19 protein-coding genes and 1 tRNA gene are annotated in these 20,046 nt (G+C 43.6%); 14 read left to right on the top strand and 6 right to left on the bottom strand.

The window, feature by feature from the left end; translation table 11 throughout:
* Positions 1–50 precede the first annotated feature (50 nt).
* The 6 genes from Q7J27_02395 to Q7J27_02370 form a co-directional block, all read right to left on the bottom strand.
* Positions 51–1,010, bottom strand: coding sequence for a helical backbone metal receptor (locus Q7J27_02395; GenBank protein MDO9527990.1), 960 nt, complete (start codon positions 1,008–1,010; stop codon positions 51–53).
* Positions 1,011–1,039: 29 nt separating this feature from the next.
* Positions 1,040–2,734, bottom strand: coding sequence for an AarF/UbiB family protein (locus Q7J27_02390; GenBank protein ID MDO9527989.1), 1,695 nt, complete (start codon positions 2,732–2,734; stop codon positions 1,040–1,042).
* A 3-nt stretch (positions 2,735–2,737) separates the two neighbouring features.
* Complete coding sequence (locus Q7J27_02385; protein ID MDO9527988.1) at positions 2,738–3,028, bottom strand: phasin family protein; 291 nt, start codon at positions 3,026–3,028, stop codon at positions 2,738–2,740.
* Positions 3,029–3,127: 99 nt separating this feature from the next.
* Positions 3,128–4,504: a TolC family protein gene (locus tag Q7J27_02380; protein ID MDO9527987.1), complete on the bottom strand. Its 1,377-nt coding sequence runs from the start codon at positions 4,502–4,504 to the stop codon at positions 3,128–3,130.
* Positions 4,505–4,632: 128 nt separating this feature from the next.
* Positions 4,633–5,292, bottom strand: a complete 660-nt coding sequence (locus Q7J27_02375) for an HAD family hydrolase (protein MDO9527986.1) — start codon at positions 5,290–5,292, stop codon at positions 4,633–4,635.
* A gap of 237 nt (positions 5,293–5,529) precedes the next feature.
* Entirely contained in the window at positions 5,530–6,360 is an 831-nt protein-coding gene (locus Q7J27_02370) for a CoA pyrophosphatase (protein ID MDO9527985.1), read from the bottom strand.
* Positions 6,361–6,546: 186 nt separating this feature from the next.
* On the opposite strand from Q7J27_02370, the gene Q7J27_02365 reads away from it, so the two are divergent.
* From Q7J27_02365 to Q7J27_02300, 14 genes are all read left to right on the top strand, one after another.
* Positions 6,547–6,789 carry a PGPGW domain-containing protein gene (locus Q7J27_02365; protein MDO9527984.1) on the top strand — a complete coding sequence of 81 codons (243 nt, stop codon included), beginning with the start codon at positions 6,547–6,549 and terminating at the stop codon, positions 6,787–6,789.
* Positions 6,779–7,630: a deoxyribonuclease IV gene (locus Q7J27_02360; protein ID MDO9527983.1), complete on the top strand. Its 852-nt coding sequence runs from the start codon at positions 6,779–6,781 to the stop codon at positions 7,628–7,630. The genes Q7J27_02365 and Q7J27_02360 overlap by 11 nt, the downstream gene beginning before the upstream one ends.
* A gap of 185 nt (positions 7,631–7,815) precedes the next feature.
* Positions 7,816–9,537: a VCBS repeat-containing protein gene (locus tag Q7J27_02355; protein ID MDO9527982.1), complete on the top strand. Its 1,722-nt coding sequence runs from the start codon at positions 7,816–7,818 to the stop codon at positions 9,535–9,537.
* A gap of 311 nt (positions 9,538–9,848) precedes the next feature.
* Positions 9,849–9,925 (top strand) — tRNA-Met (locus tag Q7J27_02350).
* Between the two features lie 229 nt (positions 9,926–10,154).
* Positions 10,155–10,514, top strand: a complete 360-nt coding sequence (locus Q7J27_02345) for a cytochrome c3 family protein (GenBank protein ID MDO9527981.1) — start codon at positions 10,155–10,157, stop codon at positions 10,512–10,514.
* A 34-nt stretch (positions 10,515–10,548) separates the two neighbouring features.
* On the top strand, positions 10,549–11,808 hold the full coding sequence (locus Q7J27_02340; protein MDO9527980.1) for a 4Fe-4S dicluster domain-containing protein: 1,260 nt from the start codon (positions 10,549–10,551) through the stop codon (positions 11,806–11,808).
* Positions 11,801–12,763 (top strand): RnfABCDGE type electron transport complex subunit D, encoded by a 963-nt coding sequence (locus Q7J27_02335; protein ID MDO9527979.1) that lies wholly within the window; start codon positions 11,801–11,803, stop codon positions 12,761–12,763. The genes Q7J27_02340 and Q7J27_02335 overlap by 8 nt, the downstream gene beginning before the upstream one ends.
* A complete protein-coding gene (locus tag Q7J27_02330; GenBank protein ID MDO9527978.1) occupies positions 12,756–13,346 on the top strand; it encodes an RnfABCDGE type electron transport complex subunit G in 591 nt (196 codons plus the stop codon). The genes Q7J27_02335 and Q7J27_02330 overlap by 8 nt, the downstream gene beginning before the upstream one ends.
* A 10-nt stretch (positions 13,347–13,356) precedes the next feature.
* Positions 13,357–13,953, top strand: coding sequence for an electron transport complex subunit E (locus tag Q7J27_02325; GenBank protein MDO9527977.1), 597 nt, complete (start codon positions 13,357–13,359; stop codon positions 13,951–13,953).
* A gap of 15 nt (positions 13,954–13,968) precedes the next feature.
* Positions 13,969–14,544 (top strand): RnfABCDGE type electron transport complex subunit A, encoded by a 576-nt coding sequence (locus Q7J27_02320; GenBank protein MDO9527976.1) that lies wholly within the window; start codon positions 13,969–13,971, stop codon positions 14,542–14,544.
* A 118-nt stretch (positions 14,545–14,662) separates the two neighbouring features.
* Entirely contained in the window at positions 14,663–16,741 is a 2,079-nt protein-coding gene (locus tag Q7J27_02315; protein MDO9527975.1) for an FAD-dependent oxidoreductase, read from the top strand.
* Between the two features lie 76 nt (positions 16,742–16,817).
* Positions 16,818–17,495, top strand: coding sequence for an FMN-binding protein (locus Q7J27_02310; protein MDO9527974.1), 678 nt, complete (start codon positions 16,818–16,820; stop codon positions 17,493–17,495).
* A 20-nt stretch (positions 17,496–17,515) separates the two neighbouring features.
* Positions 17,516–19,690: an MFS transporter gene (locus Q7J27_02305; protein ID MDO9527973.1), complete on the top strand. Its 2,175-nt coding sequence runs from the start codon at positions 17,516–17,518 to the stop codon at positions 19,688–19,690.
* A 165-nt stretch (positions 19,691–19,855) separates the two neighbouring features.
* On the top strand, positions 19,856–20,046 hold a 191-nt coding region (locus tag Q7J27_02300; GenBank protein MDO9527972.1), incomplete at its 3' end, for a four helix bundle protein.

The raw sequence follows: 20,046 nt of genomic DNA, 5'->3' as shown, positions 1-20,046 counted from the left end.
GTCAATGCCTGACCCCATTACTCTTTTTGTCTGGCCATAGAAAAGATAACTTATTGCTTTTCATTAGAAGTAATTTTTTCAGGGTAAAACCGCCTTGCCAGCATTTCAACGGTTCTATCAATGCGGGTATTGGGATGACAGATATGATCACACGATATTGACATCAGCCTTCCCTCTTTCGCGGCCCTCAAATCCCGCCATCCGTCCTGCTTTAAAAACCATTCAACGGCTTCCTTTTCATCAGGGCGATTGAAAATAATCATGTCGGGGTCTTTGGCCCTGACGTCATCGAGACTGACCGTGGGATAATCATCGTCAATATACTCGAATACGTTTATCCCCCCTGCCCTCTTTACCATGTCATTCTGAAATGATTTGCCTCCGATGACCATCGCCCGTGTCGACATAAGGCGAAGACACTTCAGCCTCTTCTCAACGGGGATACTGGCGATTATTTCATCTATTTTTTTCAATCTGCTCCGGCATCCCGCAACCACTTTTTCAGCCGTCACGGAAGTGCCGGTAATCTTTCCCACCGATATTACCTGCGCTAACGTTTCATCTACGGTCTCAGGGAAGAAGACAAACGTAGTTATATTTCTCTTCTCCATCTCCCTTGCCAGCGGAGTCTGCAGCCCTCCGAAAGCGAGGACCAGGTCAGGTTTCAATTCTGCAATTTTTTCGGCAATCTCAGGTTTAGACCAGCCTCCGATAACGGATTTGCCCGATGTGTCGCACGTCTTTATGCAGTGTGACGTGACCGCGACAACTTTGTCTTTAAGCCCCAAATCATACAGTATCTCCGTATTCGAAGGGACCGTCGATATGATCCTCTGCGGAAGGGCATGAACGGTCACCTCTCTGCCCAAACCGTCCGTTACTGTTATTGCAATGTTTGTCTGATTCTTATCATCGTGACGATCAGCCGTTTGAATGTCACCCGTGAAGCAAACACAACCAAGTATCAACACAAAAAGTACAGCGCTCAAAAGAAATCGAATATGTCTCAAAACTATTTTCCTCCCTCTTTATCCAATTATTACAACCTCCCCGAACGGAGGATCGATATTAGCAACCATATTCCGAAAACACCGGCAATGCTGAACCCCACGATACCGAGTATCGGGAAACCGAAAAGAAAAGGCCCCAAATCCGATCTGATTATGAGGGATGATCCTACGATAAGAGATGCGACAACTACTGCAAAAGCGATCCGGTTTGAAGATCTATCCATTTCAGATATGAATTTTTCAAGCCCCTTGTGTTCAAATCCGATGTTTGTCTTTCCCTGTCTTACCTGTTTCAATATCTCCCGCAGTTCTCCGGGAATCTCCTTTAAAAGTTTAACAAGCTCCCCACCTGAATCTAAAAAATCACCCACGATCCGCTTGGGGGAAAGACGCTCCACTTTGAGACGTTTCACAAAGGGCGCAGCCCTTTCAGTCATGTCAAAATCGGGGTTCATTACCAGACCAAGCCCTTCTACCTGAGCCAGGGCTTTAATCACAAGGAAGATATCCGGCGGAAGCTGCAGTTGATGACGCCTGATCAACTCAAGTAATTGCTGAAGAAGGTCTTCAATACGCAACTCCTTGAGAGGTTTATATAAATGCGCTTCCACAAAGTCGGCTACATCTCTTTCAAGGACACGGCGATCAGGCTCTTTATCCCACTGCACAATCCTCAACAGCGCATCCGCAATTTTGGATTCGTCTCTTCTGACATACCCATATATAAAATCGGAAAAATCTTCCCTTGCATGTCGGTCGACACGTCCCATCATGCCGAAATCGATATAACAGACAACATTATCCGGCAGAATAAAGATGTTTCCGGGGTGAGGATCGGCATGAAAAAATCCGTACTTAAACACCTGTTCAAGTATTAAATCGGCACCCCGTGAGGCTATTATTTTTCTATCGAAACCTTCCCTGTCTAATTTATCGATCCTGGATGCCTTCACACCATCCACATACTCCATGGTGAGTATCCGCTTGGTTGTTACTTCTCTGAAAACACGGGGAACATAAACCATTGAGTTACCAACAAACTGTCGGGCAAACCGCTCCGCATTCGAAGCTTCAATCGTATAATCGATCTCTCTACCGAGGGTACGGGAAAACTCTTCAACTATCCTGGTGGGACGATATATTCCCCACTCTTCAACATGCCTCTCTATCAAAACCGCCAGATGGAGCATAATCTCCAGATCCACTTCGATGGTTTTACGGATACCGGGACGCTTTACCTTTACGATAACATCCTCTCCGTCTTTTAGCCGTGCTCGATGCACCTGTCCGATGGAGGCCGCCGCCAGAGGAGTTTCATTGAATTGCTCAAACTTATCTTCTATCGGAGTTTTTAATTCGGCTTCAATGATTTCCCTGACCTCAATAAACGCAAAAGGAGGCACTTCGTCTTGAAGTTTTGACAGCTCATGTATGAATTCCACCGGGATCAGATCCGGACGGGTAGAGAGTACCTGCCCCATCTTTACAAAAGTGGGGCCCAGTTCTTCCAGAGCCATACGCACACGCTCGGCTCTGGTCAGTGCATCCACGCGTTCACGGCGTTTTCTGGAAACCATCTGCATGCCCACTTCGAGATACTGACCCACCTTGAGCCTGTCAATCAGATCGCCAAACCCGTACTTGAACAAAACGGCAAGTATCCGGCGATACCTGTTGGCATGCCGATATGTGCGGGAGACAATTCCTATCTTCCGGACAAACATCGGTTATCCCTTCTTCTCCAGCTTCTGAATCTTTTTCTTGAGCTCTGTAAGTTCTTCTCTGGTGGGTATGTTCAGCTTATTCAAGGTATCGGCTACAATCTTCTCTACCTTTTTTTCCAGGTCTTTTTTGACCTTCTTCGATTTCTCGACGAGCTCGTCAACCATCACCTTTCCTTCCTTCTCAGACAGCTCTCCTTTCTTGACAAGCTCACCTATTATCTCTTCGATCTTTTCTCTGGTCACGGCAGCCAGACCTACACCAACCAGCATGGTTTTCTTAATAAAATTAAACATGGTCACCCTCCTTTTTATTAAAGTCCCCCCGGAAAGCTTTTGGGAATTTTAGAAATGTAAGAAAACGTCTATTATTTTTTGCAGGGGAAAAACCCTGCCCTACTCTTCTACCTGCTGCCTACTGTCTCCTGTCTCCTGCCTGCTGCCTGCTATCTCCTTCCCAACCCCCATTGACCTCTCCAGTCTGGCTAATGCAATATTATAATTGCTTAACGCATTGTAATAATCGGATTTAGCCCTTGTGAGTAAAGTCTGAGCATCAATAACATCTGTAGACGTCGCCACCCGTTCTTTATACCTTTCCTCATTTATCCTGAAATTTTCCTCTGCCTGTTCGATCGTCTTTTTGGCTACAAATATATGTTTTTCTGCTTCTTTCAAAAAAAGGTAGTAGCTCTTTACATCAAGGGCTATCCGATCCTCAATAGCAACAAGTTCATCCGCGGCCTGATTTTTCCGGCTCAAGTCGGAATCAACCTTATGCTTCGTCCTTCCCCATTCCCAGATATCCCAGTTGGCCACCGCCATTATATGCCAATTTTCCTGATCCTCGTATTGGCTTCCCTTCATATCAGGATCATCTCCAAACCTTGAATAGTTTCCCACCAGGTCGAGGGAAGGAAGAAAACCGCTCTTTGTCATCTTGACTTGTTTTTCTGCCTGTTCCACCTTCATGGAATATACCTTGATTTCAGGTCTGTTCTCAAGGGCGATTTTCACACAATCAGCAGCATCTTTCTGAAAAGGTTTATAACAGAGTATATCTTCTATCTTGACAGGAGCATTTATTCCCCGGCGGAGCACCGTGTTGAATTTCGCTCTGGCAAGTTCAACCCTATTTTCCGCTCTTACAAGGAACTGATTGCCATTGGCAAGTTCAACCTCGGCATAGAGAAGATCGTTTTTCGGTATTATCCCCACGTCGTAGAAATTTTTTGCCACATCACGGTGCATCTTCAGCTGCTCTACCGACTGCCTTGCCACACCCATAATCCTCTCTGTTTTGAGTATATTAAAATAGGCCTCCTTAACTTCCTGTATGATATTCAGGATTGTTGCCTTCTCCTCCATCCGGGAGATATCCTCACCAAGCATGTTAATTTGATAATTCGCCAGTATGCTGCCGCCTGCAAAAATCGGCTGCTTCAGTTCCAGTTCCCAACGATAATTGTTCTTAGTCCCGGCAGTTACAGGGGACTCTGTCAACTTGGACTCCGGGGCTTCATGCAATTTCTTATAGCTATATGACGTGCTCAGTTTGGGCAGAAACCCGGTAAATGCCCCTTTCTTTTTCGATTCGGATGCCCTCACCCCTTCCTTCGCTGCATTTATTATAACACTATGCTTCAATGCTATTTCAATGCTTTCCTCCAGCGTAAGCGGCAATTCCTTTTCCGCAGGCAACACAGCCGTACAAAAAAACAGGATTATCAGAAATACGATTATGGTCTTTAGCAAATATTTTTTAATTGCCATCCTTATTTACCTCTTTAAATGACAGGACGTTTGTCTTTTACAAATGTTCTGTAAGTCTATATCGTTTTCCGAAAAATTAAAACGTGATTTAACCGGTTCCATGATTTTTCAGGGGAAAATGGAATAATTTACGATAAGTAGTCTGTTATTTCCGCTGCACTCTCCATTATGAAATCTGCCCCCGCTTCACGCAGGACATCAGCTCCGGAATATCCTGTAAGAACACCCACGGTATATGTTCCCATTTTCTTTCCAATGCTTATATCCATAGGATGATCGCCAACCATGACGGAATGTTCCGGCGCCGCGCCAAGTTTTTCAAGGGTTACTCTGAGGTGTTCCGAGTGCGGTTTTACATTGCTGACAAATTCTCTCGTAATAACTGCCTTGCAAAAGGAATCTATATCGGGGAAAATCTCTCTTACAGCTTCCTGGCAGTTTCTGGTTACTACACCAGCCTTTATATTACGGGCATTCAAATCACCCAACATCCGTCTTATGCCATCAAGGAGCTCCCCCTTTTTTGCTGCTTCAATTTCAATATTACTTATCAGTTTATTCGCCTTTTGAACATAATCAGCCCCCTTCCCCGGATTGTGCATGGAAATCAATTTACGTCCAGCCTCAACCATTTCCAGTACAAAGAGTTTGCTCAGGCCATCCACAGGAACATTGTAGGCAGCAGTGAGATCCAGAACGGCTTTACGCATGAAGGAAAAATCTATGTTAAGTTTCGCCAACGTGCCGTCAAAGTCAAAAACGACCGCTTCTATGTGATTGTTTATCATCGTAAATAGCCGATTCAGGGTTTTCTCCTATTCACTAAATGGAACAATAAAGTACCGAACTGCTGCAACTCTGTCAACATCTACATTCTTTCCCCAAAAATAGACATTGACCCTTCCAACACAGTAGGACAGGCGTCCCGCCTGTCCATAATGGTGAATCGCTTAGACAGCCGAGACGGCTGTCCTACGGGATGGGGAGGACAGACTTTATTTTCAATGTCTATTTTTACGAGTGCATCATTTTTGGGTCTTTCCATTCCCGGTCAGGTAGTCCGGATAGAGGACCTTTTTTACAACTCTTTTAGAGTGGGTGCCCGGCAGGTCAAGATCAAAGACAATCTTTAGAAAATTCATGATAATAATGAAAGTGGCCCCCCAAAGTACCTCGTCCCGGTATATTAAACATGGGAAATTCCTAACCCTGTTTATATTTTTCTTGATTTCGATTAAGGACTCAACGGAAAAAATCCCGTAGTTTTCATCATTAAAGAATTCCCTTAATGGAATCTCTACAACCTTGTCAACCTCCCAGTTGGGGCGAAAGTGCCATTTATTTTTCACATATCCTGTTAGAGGAAAGATAGTCCGCCTGAAAGCTTTCAGGTCATAGCAAGGCAGGGGGCCTAAAAACATAACATTGAAGGGATTGAGTCCTATCTCTTCCCAGGATTCTCTCAGGGCATTGGTCAGGAAGAGTGTGATATTTTTGAAGTCTAACTTTCCTCTTCGTCTACTATATTTCAGCACATCTTCACGCAGTAACGGTGAAAATCTGTGAGCCGTAAATGGTCTGAAGAAAGGATCCAGAAAAGCGTTCAGCATACCTCCGGGACAGCTGATGTCTCCGGGCTGGGGAACCGTCGAAGCACGTTTGATAAGTTGAAACACCAATTCATCATCTTTGAAAAAAAGCGGAAGCAGTACTCCTGCGGCAAGCCAGGCATCATCCTTTTTTTTTCCTGTTTTTATGAGATTCATCTTCTCAGAAAAATCAACCGGATTTCTGCCCAGCTTTTCTACAACAAGATTTAAGATTTCATCCTTTTGAGACAGTATTGATAAATCCATTTTATTACCCACCCGGACAGGCCGGCGTTTTCAGTTTTTAAAATTCCTCTCATTCCGACCCCGGTAATTTTTTCGATTACTTCTTGACATACAAATCACACAGGCCTTATTCTTGTCAAGCCATATAGAAGAGAAAAGTTGATATGGATAATATGCGCTGAGCTTTCAGTCAGGGGTAAGAAGTTGGTGAAAAAGACTTTAAGGTACATTACAGGTTTGACTTTCATTGTGTTAGGGATTATAGGGTGCTTCCTCCCGGTACTTCAGGGAATACTTTTTCTGATTATAGGAATTATTATCTTGTCATCAGAAGTTCCAGCTGCTCAGAAGTTATTGTCAATACTTGAAAAGAAGTATCCCGGGATATTCAAAAAAGCGAAAGACTTCATGAAAGGTAATACGGATAAAAATACAACCAATGGGAAATAACCCCCTTTTAGGAGCTCACATATCCATAGCAGGTGGAATAGAAAAGTCACTCCTGCGCGGGTATGATCTGGGATGCAATACAATACAGATATTTACAAAAAATTCACGTGGGTGGCGTGAAAAACAACTTGAAAACCTGGAAATTGATAATTTTCATGAAACTAAAAAGAAAACCGGTATCGATCCCATCATATCTCACTGCAGTTACCTTATAAATTTAGCCTCACCTGAGAATGAAACATACCGAAAGTCGATAAACGCAATGTTATGTGAAATGGAACGATGTGAATTATTGGAAATAGCATATCTTGTAATGCATCCCGGCTTTCATAAAGGATCTGGAGAGCTTTCCGGAATAGAGAAGATTTCTGACTCTATCAACCTGATCCATCAAAAGACGGCCGGCTTCATCGTTAAAATTTTATTAGAAATGACAGCCGGTCAGGGGACAAGTCTTGGTTACAAACTTGAACATATCGCTAAGATAATTGAAAGAACGGAGGAAAAATCGAGGATAGGATTCTGTCTTGACACATGCCATGCATTCGCGGCTGGTTACGAGCTGAGGACAAAATACAGTTACGGGAAAATCTTTAAAGATATAGAAGAAATCACGGGAATGGAAAAGCTTATGGTTATACATCTAAATGATTCACAGAATGATTGCGGCACAAGGGTGGACAGGCATGAGCACATTGGCCGGGGGTTCATAGGTGAACAGCCTTTCCGGTGGATTATGAATGACGAACGCCTTAAAAATATACCCAAGATTATAGAAACACCCAAGGTTGGAAGTAAGGATAGGGACAATCTGCAACTATTAAAAAATTTTTGTAATTAAACAACAGTTTCCAGGAGTCAGGGGCCAGGGATCAGGAGAAGTCTTCATAAGTTCAAAGGACTATAGAAAAGTGTTCCTGACCCCTGACCCCCCAATCCCCGAAGACTGTTAAAATTCATCCTTGAATTGTAAATTGTAGGGTGATAAAGATAATAATAATGAAAATTTAATCAGGAGACAAAACAATGAAAAGAATCCTCGGGGTGTTCCTTTGCCTTTTCCTAATCATATCAATGTCCGGCCAGGCACAGGCGACAAAAGAAACAACAAAAAAGGAAACAACAAAAGAGATAAAAAAGGTGGCTATACTCCCCTTTTCGGTGCACAGCTCTGAAAATATAGACTATGTGCGAGCTGGTATATGGGATATGCTCTTTTCGCGAATTGCCGTAAGCGGCAAGATAGATGTCGTAAACAAGGACTCAACCCTTAAGGCGCTAAAGGAGGCGGGAAAGAAGGACCTCGCCCAATCCGATGTTTATGCCCTTGGCAAGAAGATGAATGTCGATTTTATTGTGTGGGGCAGCATCACAAAAATAGGTAACAGCGTAAGCCTGGATGGAAAGCTTGTTGATATCGCTTCATATAAGTCTTCGGTAGGTGTATTCGCCCAGTGCAAGGGCATGGATGAGGTAATACCAAAGATAGACGACTTTGCAAAGAGGATAGATTATCATATCCTTGGACTCGTCCCATCAACATTTGGTCTTCCGCCTGCTCCTCAGGTTATGCCTCAGCAACAGGCAGGGCAGTTCCCCCGTGAGTCTGAAATTATATCGAGAATGAAGGGGGGGCAAGGCACATACACCTCGGCAATCAATCCCGATTTTATAAACGCTGCCCAACCTATGCAGAGAAGAGGTTTCTGGATGAGTCCGAAGTATGCGGCAGAATTTAAGGGAATGGATATCGGAGATGTGAATAACGATGGTTTGAATGAGATTGTGGTTATCGATAATTACAACATCATGATATACCAGAAGAAAGAAAAAGACTTTAAATTGATCCAGAAAATTGCCGGAAAAAGTTATGACAATTACCTTTCCATTGATGTAGCTGACATTAATAAAAATGGTGTCCCCGAAATAATAGTAACAAGTATAAACCGCAATCTCCTGGGCTCATTTGTTCTTGAGTTTAAGGATGGAAAATTCAAAAAAATAGCATCCGATTTAAGATGGTTTCTGAGGGTAATTGATGTTTCAGATTCTCCTATATTGTTAGGTCAAAAGATGAATGTTGACAACCCGTTTGGCAACCCTATTTATAATATTGTATGGAAAAGTAGTGAATACAGGGAGGGGAAGAAGATGAAGATCCCCGAGGGACTCTCTGTCTATGGTCTGACCATCGATAATCTGGGAATAAGCAAGAAGGAGAGAATCATAGCACTGAACGAGTATGACCACCTCTGTATTTTTGAAAAGACAGACAAACCCATGTCCAAGATCGCTGTTATGACCGGAAGCGATGAATTCCTCTGGAAAAGCGATGATGTTTTCGGAGGAAGCAATAATGCTTTCGAGATTTTCGAGCAGCAGAAAGCTGGCGATGCAACTGAGAAAGACCTAACGTTTGTTAAAGTAAGAATACTCACATATGACATTAACAAAGATGGGAAAAAAGAGATCATCGTTGTGAAAAATTTGTCTTCGGTGGGAAGGATATTCAAGAACCTGAAGGTCTTCACATCCAGTGAGATATACGATCTTGAATGGGATGGTCTCGGCCTGCTGGAAAACTGGAAAACGAGAAAGATCAATGGATATGTAGCTGATTATCAGTTCAAGGACATTGACAACGATGGTCAAAATGAAATAGTCCTGGCACTCAATCTGACTGTCGGCGGCATGAAAACCAGAAAAAGTGTTCTGGTTGCCTACGACCTGAACATTCAATCACAGTAACGGTCCGCAGATGGACATCACACCGGATCTTGACATCTAAGCGGATATGATGATAAATATAACTCTTTGAAAAATCGAACCCATGGTTTATAAGAGCAATTTCCATCTTTGACGGTTTCGTAAAAAGTCGGATTTCGTTCCTCTCTGTCATTCCCGCGTAGGCGGGAATCCAGTTATTGTGAGGTGTTATAGACTCCCGCCTGCGCGGGAGTGACAAGATTTGGACTTTTTTACGAGTCCATCATTTTCAATATCGAAAATCCATGTTTCCAAAGCTCTCAAAGTGGCAGAAGAAAATTTGGTGATTCTGTGGCGGTGTAGCTCAGATGGTTAGAGCATACGGCTCATATCCGTAGTGTCCGGGGTTCAATTCCCTGCACCGCCACCATAAGAAATTAAAAAACTGGTAAATTTACCAGTTTTTTTTGTGTCAAATCTCAAGTATTTGAGAATAAAAAATATCTGACTTCATTTTTTTAATTGACACAAAAGCTTTCATATAGTATGTAGCGCAGCGATGAATGGCTGGAGATAAATTATTTATTTTAGATATTCCGAATTTTAAACAGATAGTGGAGTAAGTGGATGATGATGATAGCAGGAAGGGAACTGTAATTATGGAAAAGAAAGAAAAGATGATAGCATCTATCATTATGGTGGTCATGCTTGTAGTAGGTTTTGCCGGTTATGCTATGGTAGAAAAGAAATCTGAGATGCCGGTAAGGCTTTTATACAAGACAACTGCTGGAAAAGCCTTTTTTGACCACAAGACCCATTCAACCGACTATGAGATTGGCTGTACTGACTGTCACCACAACTATGAAGAAGGAGGAGGAGAGATGCCGCCACCCTGTATTGAATGCCATTATAAGGATGCAGATGTATCTCCCAGGCCGGAAGCATTTCATAGTCAATGTATTGATTGTCACAAGAAACAGAGCGGCCCGGTCAAGTGTGGAGAATGTCATTTCATGTAATTTGATAAGAAACATCTTTGTAAAGGATGGAATTATGATTAAAAAGTCATTTTTAGGATTAAAAAAGCCGGAATTAAAATATAACGTAGAAACGCTTCCTTTTGAGGACGTTCCAATTCCCCAGGAAGCTACCGTTTTTTTGAAAACAAACGGAAAATCGGGAGAAAAGCTTTTTAAGATTGGCGATGAGACCAAGACCGGTCAAAAGCTCAAAGCCTCTTCTGACTCACCAGAATATGTCATCTCTCCGGTAACGGGAAAGATAACCAGCATCTTTTCATATTCAGACGCATTCGGAGAAAATTATGATGGCATTAAAATCGAGTCAAGCGAAAGTGATGACTGGGATGATCAGTTCAAAGGAGAGGCAACTTTAGAGACCGCGATAGAATTTTTAGAATTCGCCCCCGGTAAATGTTCATTTCGCAAATTCAATGATGCCCCAGGTAAAATCGACACTATCATCATCAACGGTATGGATGTTGATTTGGGAATTACTGTCAATCAAGAAATCGTAAGGACAGATTCTTCCAAAATAAAAGAGGGAATTAATTCTCTTAAAAAAATTACCGGTGTAAGTAATTTCATTCTTGCTGTTCCGGAAAATTTATATGGAGAAGCAAACAGCACCGGAACTACTGTAAAATCCATACCTGCCACCTTCCCCAATGCCCTTCCGATAATGATCATAAAAAACGCTCTTGATAAGGTAGTTCCCGCTGGAAAGAAGCCTGAAGATATTGGAGTTGCTGTGATCAGCGCGGAAAGTGCAGTCACTGTTGGCGAGGCCTTTGCTACCGGGAAAATTCCCGTAACCAAGGCGCTATCCGTGGTAGGAAAAGATGGAACGGTCACCAATGTTAAGGCAAGGATAGGAACACCAATCGGTGATGTTCTTGCCAAATGCAATATTACTCTGGAGGAGAATGACCGAATAATCTTAGGGGGACCCATGATGGGAACCGCTACCTATTCAAAAGACTTCCCCATTGAGCCGAACACAGATGCTATTACGGTTCAAAGCGAATCCGATAGCGCCCAGGTCTCAGATTATCCCTGCATCAACTGTGGTGAGTGTGTAAGGGTATGCCCGGCGAAGATTCAGGTAAATTTGCTTTGCAGATTTGCGGAATTTGCACTGTATGAAGACGCTGAAAGGTACGATCTTGACTCCTGCATAGAATGTGGATTGTGTGCCTATGTCTGTACTGCGAAAAGGCCTCTTTTACAGTACATTAAATTAGCCAAACATGAACTCGAGTTAATAAAACTTTCGGAGGCAGTTAATGAATAATAAACTTATTGTTTCCTATGCCCCCCATTGGCACGACGGAAGCAGGATATCTACCAGAAATATTAATATAATGATAGCGGCGCTTCCGGCCCTATTTGTAGGATTTTCAATTTTCGGGATGCCTGCCTTAAGAGTTGTTGCCCTGTCTATCGGTTCTGCAATGCTTGCCGAGTTGCTTATAAATCTTGTCACCAGAAAAGACCTTACTATTGATGATGGAAGCGCCGCCGTTAGCGGGCTTCTTCTTGGCATGCTTCTTCCCGCCAGCGTACCATGGTGGCTGGTAGTGATTGGCGCCTTTGCTGCCATCATCATCGGCAAACAGGTCTTCGGAGGTATTGGGGCAAATCCTTTAAATCCTACCCTCGTTGGTTTTGCCATTATCATGGTTTCATGGAAAGGCCATTTAAATTTTGATGAGGCGCTTCTAAATTACGATCTCGGTTTTTATATGGCTTATCCTTTGGCAGCACTGAAGTATTTTGGAACAGCGGCAACTGACAAATATGACTTGATGAACCTTTTAATAGGAAAGCAGTCAGGAGGTATCGGCGCTGTATGCGGGCTGGGTCTTCTGATCGGCGGTGTTTACCTTATGTTGAGGGGATTTATCAGGTGGGAAATATCCCTCTCTTTTCTGGTTGGTGTTTTCATTACCGCTTTTCTCTTCAATATTGCCAACCCGGAAAAGTACGCATCACCCCTGTTTCACCTGTTAACAGGAAACGTTATGCTCGGGGCATTCTTCTTAGCTACTGACGATACAACCTCACCGGTTAATTTTATTCCCATGCTGATATTTGGACTGGCTTGTGGAATAATGACAGTCCTAATCAGGTGTACCGGATTGTATTATGATGGGGTGGTTTTTACCATTCTCCTTATGAACATTATCAATCCGCTTCTGGATAAAATCAGTCCGAAGGCTATTGGAAAGGTGGTAGAAAATGCGTGACATTATAAAGATGGTTATTGTCCTTGGTCTTATCGCTGGCGTTGCCGGGGCGCTTCTTGCCGGGGTGCGTATGGGCACCATGGAAAAGATCGAATACCAGGAACTTAAATATGTAAAAGGTCCGGCGATAATGGAAGTCCTCAAGGGATGCACCAATAATCCAATTAAGGATCGGTTTAAGTTGAAGTATGGTGAAAAAGAGATGAATTTTTTCCCGGCAGTCTTTGACGGAAAACTTAACGTGGTGGCCTTCGAAACCACAGGAGGCGGCTTTGGTGGAGATATTGGAATGATTATTGCCGTCAATTTAGAAAAAGACACCGTCACTGGCATCGGAGTTACTACACACAAGGAAACACCGGGAGTCGGCACACTGGTTCAGGATTCAGAATCCTTCAAGAACAGTGTTAAGGGTCTTTCGGTAAATCAGCCGATTAAAGTTAAGAATGACGGTGGCAAGGTGGATGCAGTAACTGGAGCAACTGTCACATCCAGGGGTGTTTGCGAAGGAGCCACTCGTGGTTCAGAGATTTACAGGAAACTTAAGAATGATATATTAGCGAAAGCGAAGGATATCAAGTAAGGAGAGTTACATGGACATTGCTAAGGAATTCACTAAAGGACTATGGGCGGAGATTCCACCGTTTCGTTTCGTGCTTGGACTTTGTCCCACACTGGCGGTTACCAAAACAGTGGAAACCGGCATCGGTATGGGTCTGATGTTGACATTTGTTCTTGTCTTTTCAAATATCCTCATTTCTTCATTAAGAAAGGTTATACCCTCGAGGGTAAGAATCGCATGTTTTATTGTGGTCATCGCTACCTTTGTTGTTATAGTGGAACTGGTATCGCAGGCATATACCTATGGCCTTTACCAAAAACTGGGGATATTTATACCGCTTATCGTGGTTAACTGTATCGTACTGGGTCGGGCGGAGGCATTTGCCTCTAAAAACGGGGTGGTTGCATCTATTGCCGACGGATTGGGAATGGGATTGGGTTTTACCATTTCTCTGGCTGTTTTGGCAGGAATTCGAGAGGTGTTCGGAGCAGGAACTTTTTACGGAATCAATGTTATGGGACCATCCTTTGAACCTTTTACCTTCATGGTCAGCGCTCCCGGAGCATTTGTCTGTCTGGGAATTATACTCTGCATCATGAATCTGTTTGGAAAAGCAAAAGATATGTAAGGGGGATTTATTTAAATGTCTGACTATCTACTTATGGCTGTTGGTGCAATCCTTGTAAACAACATCCTGCTGGCTCAATATCTGGGATGTTGCCCTTTTGTAGGTGTATCAAAACAGATGGATACTGCCGTAGGAATGACGGGAGGGGTTGTATTTGTATTGACCCTGGCCGGGCTTATTACCTGGGCAATTGACGTCTATCTTTTACGTTATTTTGACCTTGTCTATCTGAGAACAATCGTCTTTATCCTGGTTATCGCTTCTCTGGTCCAGTTTGTGGAAACTTTTCTAAGAAAGATGATCCCTCCCCTTTACAAGGGATTGGGAATATTCCTCCCTCTGATTACGACCAACTGTGCGATATTCGGAGTGTGCATCATCAATGTGCGGAAAGACTTTAATTTTATGGAGACCCTGGTGTTTTCAATCACATCAGCATTAGGTTTTGGCCTTGCTCTGATTCTTATGGCAGGACTCAGGGAAAGGATGGCCACGGCAAGGATTCCAAAAATACTGGAAGGCACGGCTATTACAATGATAACTGCAGGGTTCATAGCCCTGGCTTTCTTTGGCTTTTTGGGAATGGCTTAGTCGAGTATTTCATGAAAACCTGTTCTCGGCCATCTTGAGACAGGTGAAGCAAGGAGCAATTATATAAGTTAATCTGTGGGGTCTTATCCCAAATGATTTTGACGGAAGGAAATTGATCATGGTAGATGCTTTCATTTTTTTGTCGATTTTAGGTGCCATTTTAGCAGGTATGTTAGGTGCTGCCGCCATAGTATTTTATGTATATGAGGATCCGAGAATTGCAGAGGTGGAAGGTGTGCTTCCAGGCGCAAATTGCGGAGGATGCGGGTATGCCGGATGTAGCGCTTTCGCTGGAGCAATCGTTGCAGGTGAATCCTCCCCTGCTGGTTGTGTCGCGGGAGGTCCTGGCGTAACACAGACTGTAGCAGAGGTTATGGGAATGAAAGTTGCGGCAGTAGAGCCAAAATTGGCCTTTCAGACCTGCAATGGCGGCGCCCGGGCAGAAACGAAATTTAATTATCTTGGAATTCATGATTGCCGGGCATTGGCTCTTCTATATAAAGGTGATAAAAAGTGTGAGGTAGCGTGCCTGGGCATGGGAACCTGTGTAAGGAATTGCCCGTTCGGTGCACTTACCATGGGAGAAAATGGTCTCCCCATAGTCGATCTGGAGCTTTGTACCGGTTGCGGCAACTGTGAAAAGGTTTGTCCCACCGGTGCAATGAAGGTACAGAATTCTACTGATAAGTCTTTTCACTTCAATATGTTTGATGATCGCCTGGCACCCTGTCAGCAGACATGCCCTGCCGAGATTGATATTCCCAGATATATTGATCATATAAAAAATGGAAGATATGAAGAAGCAGTACTTACTATAAAGGAGAAAAATCCATTTCTCCTTACCTGTGGCCGGGTTTGTCCTCACCCATGTGAAGAAGTGTGTCGAAGGGCATTAGGTGACGACCCGGTATCTATCAACCAGTTGAAGCGCTTTGTAGCCGACTATGAAATGAATTCAGGTAAACACTTGCCCATTTCGGTAGCTCCGGACAACGGGCGCAAGATAGCTATTATCGGAGGCGGCCCCGGTGGACTCACCTGCGCTTATTATCTGAGAAGGCTCGGCTATTCGGTAACAGTATTTGAGATGCAACCAAAATTAGGCGGAATGCTCTACTACGGTATCCCTGAATATCGCCTTCCTAAAAAGATTCTTGACTGGGAGATTCAAGGGATTCTTAATCTCGGTATTGATGCAAGAGTCAACATGAAGTTTGGCGTGGATTTCGACCTGGAATCGCTGGTAGCAGCAGGTTATGAGGCAGTATTTATGGCAATAGGCGCCTGGAAATACAGTCCGGCCCGTCTGGATAAGGAAGAAGAAGTGGCAGGAGTTGAAGGTGCTACTGTCTTCCTGGAAAGACAGGGATTAGGTGTTCCCAATCCGGTAGGAAACAAGGTTGGTGTCATCGGTGGTGGAAATACTGCAATGGATTGCGTCCGGACAAGTCTCAGGCTGGGTGCGGAGAAGGTTTATTTAATTTACCGACGAAGTGAAAAGGAGATGCCGGCAAACCCGGAAGAGATAGAGGCAGCTCATGACGAAGGAATCGAATTTGTTCTTCTGTCCGCGCCTCATAGAATAGTAGAAGAAGATGGCAAACTCACCAATCTGGAATATTTGAGGATGGAATTAGGCGAACCTGATGAGAGTGGCAGGAGAAGACCGGTTCCCCTTGAGGGCTCAGAGACATTGATTCCCCTGGATAATCTGATTCTTGCCATTGGTCAGTATTCTGATCTTTCCTTCCTTGATACAAACCGGAGAATTAAAGACATAGAAAAGACCAAATGGAATTCCATCGTCACCGATTCAGAGACCAACCAGACTGCCATTCCCTACGTATTTGGTGGAGGAGATGCGGGCTTTGAGGGCCCCGGTATCCTGGTAGGAGCTGTTGGAGATGCAAGGAAGGCGGCAAGGGCTATCCATCTTTATCTCACCGGCGAGGATATGGATTTTCCGGATGGAAGACTCAAGCTGAAAGATACTATTCCGGGAACCATTTTTGACAGCATTTCCGGTATCGAAAAGAAGGGAAGGATCAAGCTATCTCAAATTGATCCGAAGACCAGGATTCATACTGTGGAAGAAGTAGATCTGACCATAACGGAAGAAGAGGCCCTGAAAGAAGCAAACAGGTGCATGAACTGCTGTCTCACCTGTTATGATAAGGACATTAAAGAGGCAAGCTAAACTATCTATAACGTTTGGATAGATACTTTGTGTGACGTAGTATGTAAATTAAAATAGAGAAAAGGGGGAATTTGGTATGAAAAAGAAGTTATCTTCAATGACGATTCTGGCTTTGACAGTTGTAATCCTTTTCGGTTTTGGACAGGCATTTGGAGGCATGTACAAAGCTGGAACTTACAAAGCCTCGGCACAAGGCAAGAGCAAGAAGGTCCCGATAGAGGTTGAGGTTACAGTCGATGCCTCAAAAATAAAAGAGATTAAAATCCTTTCACATAAGGAAAGTGTAGAAGACAAGAAATATGGTGAGGTAGTCACAGAGGCCCTTACCAAGTTTCCTGAGGCTATCGTAAAAGCAAATTCTATTGATGTTGACGCGGTTGCAAAGGCTACCATCACATCCAATGCGGTTGCATTAGCTGTTGCCAAGGCCTTAAATAAAGCGCTCGTCGTCTCTACAAAGTACAAAGCTGGAACGTACAAAGCCTCAGCACAAGGCAAAAGCAAGAAGGTCCCGATAGAGGTTGAGGTTACGGTCTCTGACTCAAAAATAAAAGAGATTAAAATCCTTTCGCATAAGGAAAGTGTGGAAGATAAAAAATATGGTGCGGTAGTCACCGATGCCCTTACCAAGTATCCTGCGTCCATTGTAAAAGCCAATTCCGTTGACGTGGATGCAATTGCACAGGCTACCGTCACATCCAATGCGGTTGCATTAGCCGTTGCCAAGGCTTTAGATAAGGCTCGCGTCAAATAGCATTGACGATTTTAAAATCATTGATTTCAGTAAAAAAAATTAAGGGTGGAGATCGGTCATTCTGGGCTATATGCCTCATGACATTTTTCTCCACCCTTGGTGTTTGTGCATTCTCTTTCTCCTTCCCTCTTCTGGCAAGAGATGTTGGAATAACAGGGGTGTGCCTCGGATCCACCTTCACAGGATATTTTCTTGCCAAATTACTGGTTGGTTGCTTAGCCGGAGTTCTGGCGGATAAGACAGGCCCGCGGCCGCTTCTCATTTTTTCTATCCTGCTCGGCACGTTAATTCCTCTGGGATATCTTTATTTCTCTCCATCAGTCCCGATACTTATGGTTCAATTGGGGTTAGGCATGGTTATCGGCATTATCAAACCGGTGAGCATGGCAGTAATCGGGATAGAATCCTCCGAAGAATACGGAGGAAAATTGTTCGGCCTGTACAACTCTTTTTTCTACGCCGCCATTATCGGTGGCCCCCTGCTTGGAGGCTTTCTCTATCACCCCAAAAATCCCGTTCTCATTATCATATCTCTCTTCCTTTGCATGCTGGCATCACTGCTGACACTTATTATTTTTCTTCCGGGAGACATTTCTCTGTCAAAAAGGGATAGCCGGAAGCCTGTTTTAGGCATAACGGCTGAAAAGAGTGGAGAGTTTTTCAACCTGTTGCTGGCAGTCGCCGGGAGGACCGCGGGAATAGCGGTAATAATTTCATTCTTGCCTATATTGATGGGTGAGAGGCTTCCCTACAACAGCTTGACCCTGGGGATGTTTTTCTCATTGCCGACTCTGGTCACCTGTCTCGCTTTACCTTTAAGTGGGAGGTTAGCAGATCGTTTCAACAAGATTTTCCTTACCCTTGTTGGAATGCTTATATGCGCTTTCTCTCTCCTTTTTATGGTAAAAGCACAGACACCAACAGGTATTATGCTTTTTTTGATTCTCCTTGGTATTGGTTCCGCAATTTCTATACCGGCATCCATGTCCGAGGCTGCAAATATTGGCAGTGAACAGGGCAAGACTATGGGGATTTTCTATGGAGCTGCCAATCTTGGTTTTATCTTCGGCCCCATTCTTGGAGGATTAGCCGTTAAAACCAAAGGATTACCCGGGGCTTTCTGGGTTATTGGGATAATAGGAGTTATTTCGTGTCTTCCCCTGGGTGTAAGCTTTGCCAAGAACATAATCCGCTTCCGGTTCAGGCACCTTGATTATATCGGTTCCTCAGTAGCAATTACACTTATACTTGTATTTTCATTAGTGACATTTTTAGGACCAGTCAGGGCTGTCGCAAAAGAACGATTCCGTTTTGCCGCCCTGGCAATGGGAACTTATATACAGCTTACTCTAAAAGCATCTGACGGAAATGTTGCCGAGCGGGCAGCAGATAGTGCATTTGAAGTCATCCACAGGCTGGAAAAGGATATCAATCACCGGTCTCCAACCGGTTCGATAGGAAGGATAAATAGTGCAGCAGGAGAAAAACCCGTTAGGGCCACTCCAGAGGTGTTTAAGCTTATTCAGAGGACCTTGTCATTTAGCAAAAAAAGTGGTGGGGTGTTTGACATTTCCGTAGGGGCTATAAGTATTGAACCAGAATATTACAGTAATTCTTATAAAGACAAAAAAAGTCTCGTCAATTACCGCCTTATTCAGCTCAACACCGAGGATGGGACAGTTTTTCTGCCAAAAAAAGGAATGGCACTTGATCTTGGTGGATTGGCAAAAGGTACAATCATCGACAAGGCGGTTGAGGCAATAAAAAAGAATGGTGTTTCTGCCGGTATTGTCGAAGCAGGCGGGGATCTCTTCTGTTTCGGCGATAAAACCTGGAATATAGGTATCGAACATCCCCGGGTGGAAGGACTGTCAGGTGTTATTCCTATCAGAAACATGGCTGTCTGTACGTCTGGTGATTATCGTCAATACTCATATTCAATTGAACAAACCAAGAGAGAACACCATATTATCGATCCCCAAAAAATGAGTTCGGCCATTAAAAGCATAAGCGTCACTGTCGTTGCCCCAAGTGCGGAACTGGCAGATGCCCTGGCAACCACCCTCTTTATTACGGGACCGAAAAAAGGGGAAGAGCTTATAAGAAACAAGTTTCCCGATTCATCCGCTTTCTGGATCCTTCCCGACCTGAAAACAGTCAAGACAGAAAATTTTCCTCCGTTTCTATCAGAATAAAAAATCTAATAAATCTGGATCATCTCCCGATTAGTTGAAGTTAATTAAGGCAAAATAAGTGCGTTATCTATAATTAATACCAGAGGGGTCAAGGGGTCAAGGATTCAAGGATTCGAGTGAAATGCTAAAAACTACAAAGAAGGGTACAAGGATTCAAGGGTTCGAGTGAAAGGAAGAAAGACAACCCTGGATTACATTAGGATGCTTTATATATTTTATGGTTCTGTTTGCGAACTGGAAACGCAAATATTATCAGCAGGGGATTTGGATTTAATTGAAAAAGGTGTATTGGGTAAATTAAAAAAAGATATAGCAGAAAGCAAAAGAACGTTAAAGGTGCTGATAAAGTCTCTAAA

This window comes from Syntrophales bacterium, assembly GCA_030655775.1.
Taxonomy (GTDB): Bacteria; Desulfobacterota; Syntrophia; order Syntrophales; family JADFWA01; genus JAUSPI01.
This window is presented reverse-complemented; position numbering and strand designations above follow the sequence as displayed.